The organism is Candidatus Planktophila sp., from assembly GCF_046070465.1.
In the GTDB taxonomy this organism is placed as follows: domain Bacteria; phylum Actinomycetota; class Actinomycetes; order Nanopelagicales; family Nanopelagicaceae; genus Planktophila.
In genome coordinates, this window is the sequence record NZ_JBJTMK010000069.1 from 1 (window position 1) to 4416 (window position 4416).

Here is a 4416-nt window from a genome sequence, read left to right on the forward strand (position 1 = left end):
GTGGGGACTTTGATGTCTGCACCCAGTGTTGCTTCAGCGAAAGTAACTGGGAGAGTTAATAACTAGTTCTCACCTTTGCGAGAAAAAATTGGGTGGGGTTTTACTGTCAGCAGAATAAAGAGATCCCCTGGACCTGCTTCACCTTCTGCACCCTTACCTTTGACGCGAATCTTTGCACCATCATTGACGCCAGCAGGAACGCGAGCTGTGATGTTCTGCTTCTTTCCACCTGAACTTAAGTTAAGTTCAAGGGTTGTTCCGAAGATCGCTTCTTTAAATGAGATCGTTGATTCAGTTTGGAGGTCTTGACCTTTACGAGGACCGCGACGCATTCCTGCGCCACCGAAGAGATTTGCAAAGATATCTTGTGGATTTCCACCACCGAAGATGTCGGAGAAATCTCCACCTTGAAAGTTTCCACCACCGGTTGGTGCGCGGAAACCACCGCGTTCAAACAATGAACGTGCTTCATCGTATTCAGAGCGCTTTTTTGCATCCGACAAGATGTCATATGCCTCAGAGACAGCTTTAAATTTCTCTTCCAGCGCGGAGTCACCTTGAGTTTTATCAGGGTGTAAATCGCGCGCTAAAGAGCGGTACTTCTTTTTAATTTCATCAGGAGTCGCTTTTTTGTCGACGCCGAGAACTTTATAGAAGTCCTTCTCATAGAGATCTTTTGCTGCCATCGTTAATTACGCTTCCGGCTCGGTAACTGCAACTCGCGCAGGGCGAAGGATGCGTTCTTTGTACTTATAACCAGGTTGCAGAATCTTTGTAGCAGTAGCAACTGCAATATCTGCAGATGTTTCATGCATCAACGCTTCATGAATCTGTGGGTCAAAGGCTTCACCTTCAACTCCATACTTCTCAAGTCCGACGCGGTTTGTAATGGATGCTAATTGGTCAGCAACAGCTTTGAAGCCACCAGTGAGTTCACCGTGGCTAGCTGCGCGTTCGATATCATCCAAAGTAGCCAAAAGCTCTGTTAATACAGCAGCTGTAGCTACTTCAGATGCCACGGCGCGATCGCGCTCAACGCGCTTTCGATAATTTGCATACTCTGCCTGAAGACGTTGAAGGTCTGCTGTAAGGGATGCAACCGGGTCAGTCTCCTGACCCGGTGCCTCCACTACAACATCTTCATTTGTTTCTTCGACAACTGGAGTTGTTTCTTCAGTCATTAGTTGGCTGCGTCCTCATCGATTACCTCAGCATCTTCAACTCCATCTTCTGCAGGTGTTGACTCTGCCTGAGCAGAGTTAGCGGCATAGAGTGCGCCGCCGAGTGCCTGAGAGATTGTTGATACCTTCTCAGTTGCTGACTTGATCATCTCAAAGTTCGCGCCACCGAGTGCTGTCTTCAACTCTTCCAGAGCTGAATCAAGTTCTGACTTCTGAGTTGCAAGTTCACCTTCGAACTTACCTTCGTTGTCTTTAAGGAACTTCTCTGTCTGGTAGAGAAGTGAATCGCCCGTGTTGCGGATTTCTGCTTCTTCACGACGCTGCTTATCTTCATTTGCGTGTGCTTCAGCATCTGCCATCATGCGATCGATCTCATCTTTAGAAAGTGCAGAGCCACCAGTAATGGTCATACCCTGCTCTTTACCCGTTGCAAGATCCTTCGCTGATACGTGTACGATTCCGTTTGCATCGATATCGAATGTCACTTCGATCTGTGGAACTCCACGTGGAGCTGGTGCAATACCGGTGAGCTCAAACATTCCAAGCTTCTTGTTGTAGGCAGCCATCTCGCGCTCACCTTGGTAAGCCTGAATCTGTACAGCTGGTTGGCTGTCATCTGCAGTTGTGAAGATCTCTGAACGCTTCGTTGGGATTGTTGTGTTGCGCTCGATCAACTTTGTCATTACTCCACCCTTGGTTTCGATACCAAGTGAGAGAGGTGTGACATCGAGAAGGAGAACATCCTTTACTTCACCCTTAAGAACACCAGCTTGAAGAGATGCACCTACAGCAACTACTTCATCCGGGTTTACGCCCTTATTTGGCTCTTTTCCGCCGGTGAGCTCACGTACCAAATCAACAACTGCAGGCATACGAGTAGATCCACCAACGAGTACAACTGATTCAATCGAGCTAATTGAGATTCCGGCATCTTTAAGAACTGCTTGGAATGGCTTCTTGCAACGATCGAGCAAATCAGCTGTTAGTGCTTGGAATTGTGCACGTGTGATTGTCTCGTCGAGGAAGAGTGGATTCTTCTCTGCATCAACTGTGATGTATGGGAGGTTGATGGTTGCAGATTGTGAAGATGAAAGCTCAATCTTCGCCTTCTCTGCCGCTTCGCGGATACGCTGCATCGCCATCTTGTCTTTTGTAAGGTCGATGCCATTTGCAGATCCGAAGGTCTTTACAAGGTGATCCACAAGTGCTTGATCCCAGTCATCTCCACCGAGGTGGTTATCTCCGGATGTTGCCTTTACTTCAACAACTCCATCGCCAATTTCAAGGAGTGAAACGTCGAATGTTCCACCGCCGAGGTCGAAGACGAGAATTGTCTGTTCTTTATCTGCCTTATCAAGACCGTATGCAAGTGCAGCAGCAGTTGGCTCGTTGATGATACGAAGAACATTAAGTCCTGCGATCTCGCCAGCTTCCTTTGTTGCTTGACGCTCTGCATCAGAGAAATATGCAGGGACAGTAATAACAGCATCGGTGACTGACTCACCGAGGTAAGCCTCTGCATCGCGCTTTAACTTTTGTAGAACGCGTGCTGAAATTTCTTGTGGTGTGTACTTCTTGCCATCAATATCTTGTGTCCATGAAGTACCCATATGACGCTTTACAGAACGAATTGTTCGTTCAACGTTTGTGACTGACTGACGCTTAGCAACTTCACCGACGAGGACTTCGCCATTCTTTGCGAAGGCGACGATCGATGGGGTTGTGCGAGCGCCTTCTGCGTTAGCAATAACTGTTGGCTCTCCACCTTCAAGTACTGATACGCAGCTATTTGTTGTTCCTAGGTCGATTCCGACTGCTCTAGCCATTTATATAACTCCTCGTTAGTTCAATCTCCCGAGCCGATTTGGGTCAGGGCCTGCCTTGAGTAACCTGAGGCGATTCTAGCCAAAGAGTTGAGTCGCTTCGACTCAGGTTTCTTGAGGTATAGAACCGAGACTTTCACTGAGATATTCCCGCTCAAAAAGCAAAAACGGCGATGTGCGGTCAAAGTGCCTCATGCCAGCAGTGCACCGATTCTTAACATCGCCTTACTTTTGCTATTTCGAGCGGGAGTCATCCATAGGTATCTCTCGGCCCTCGGCCATTGGAGACTGAGCGGAGCCCTTTCTTCCATGAGGGTGCTTGAGGGCCGATAAAACGAACCGCTTCCACGAGGGCGCCGGGCGCGCTGGCTCGGATGGTGGCCAAAATATCGTTGTGAGCCAGGTTTAATTGGGTTGCCCATGCGGTGGATGAGCACTGCACGAGGAGCTTTCCCTCTAGCAAGGAGATTGGCTCGGTGTGTGCGGCAACGTCGGCGCCCACAATGGCTGGCCAGGTCGCAAAGAGGTTGCCTTCGGCAAGGCCAGAGTCCCATTCGCGATCTCTTACAAGCTCTTCCAAGATATTGGCAACCAGTGTCGGGTCGCCGGGAGTCTGGCTTCGCTCAGGGCGAGGTCGAGATTTTTTAATGAAGCCGGTTTTATAGGTCCGGAACAAATCTAGGGCGAGGTCGCGTTTAGCCATGATCACTCACCTTTCCTGGACTGACATAGAACTTTGCAGACAATAACTCTGGAGGTAAGTCACTTTCAACTGCCGTGGTGATGATTGTTTGCTCAGCAAGTTGTGTCACTGCAGTCAATTGTTGACGGCGTTGATTGTCTAGCTCGGCGAAGATGTCATCCAGGATTAAAACAGGATCAGCGCCTTCTGATTTCAAAAGCGTGTAGCTGCCGATACGAAGTGCAATAGCCATCGACCATGATTCACCATGGCTTGCATATCCTTTTGCCGGAAAGTCACCTAGTTGTAGGTGTAGATCATCACGGTGTGGGCCAATTAAAGATGCTCCACGATCCATCTCTTGTTTAATAACTTCAGCAGCACGTGTTTGGAGAATCTCAACATTTTCAGCAGCATCTGCAGTAAGTCCTTCGGTGGAAGACTTGTATGAGATAGATGCTGGTTTTACTTCGTTGAGGTTGCGGTAGTGCTCTGCAACATATGGGTTGAGATCATCAACTAACTTCACACGTTCTGCGGAAAGCTCAGCTCCGAAACGGATTAATTGCTCTGTCCATGGTTCTAGTGCGCTCTGTGGTGCGCGGGTTTTCAATAAAGTATTTCGTTGACGCACAACGCGGTCGTAATCACTAATAACACCCGCAAGCCGCGGTGATTGAGTAATTAGTAATTTATCAAGGAAGTTGCGACGATCTGTGGGTTCACCGCG

At 48.6% G+C, this 4416-nt stretch carries 4 protein-coding genes and 1 pseudogene; all 5 read right to left on the reverse strand.

Annotated elements, in window-relative coordinates:
• Window positions 1–686 (reverse strand): annotated as a pseudogene (locus ACKOVI_RS03270) (DnaJ C-terminal domain-containing protein); the annotation flags it as partial.
• Between the two features lie 6 nt (window positions 687–692).
• Window positions 693–1181, reverse strand: a complete 489-nt coding sequence (grpE, locus tag ACKOVI_RS03275; protein ID WP_509602602.1) for a nucleotide exchange factor GrpE — start codon at window positions 1179–1181, stop codon at window positions 693–695.
• On the reverse strand, window positions 1181–3007 hold the full coding sequence (gene dnaK / locus ACKOVI_RS03280; RefSeq protein ID WP_509602603.1) for a molecular chaperone DnaK: 1827 nt from the start codon (window positions 3005–3007) through the stop codon (window positions 1181–1183). Before dnaK ends, grpE begins: the two co-directional genes overlap by 1 nt.
• A gap of 247 nt (window positions 3008–3254) precedes the next feature.
• On the reverse strand, window positions 3255–3707 hold the full coding sequence (locus ACKOVI_RS03285) for a DciA family protein (RefSeq protein WP_509602604.1): 453 nt from the start codon (window positions 3705–3707) through the stop codon (window positions 3255–3257).
• Window positions 3700–4416 (reverse strand): DNA replication/repair protein RecF (locus ACKOVI_RS03290; RefSeq protein WP_509602605.1); only part of this gene is annotated, 717 nt, incomplete at its 5' end. The genes ACKOVI_RS03290 and ACKOVI_RS03285, both read right to left, overlap by 8 nt.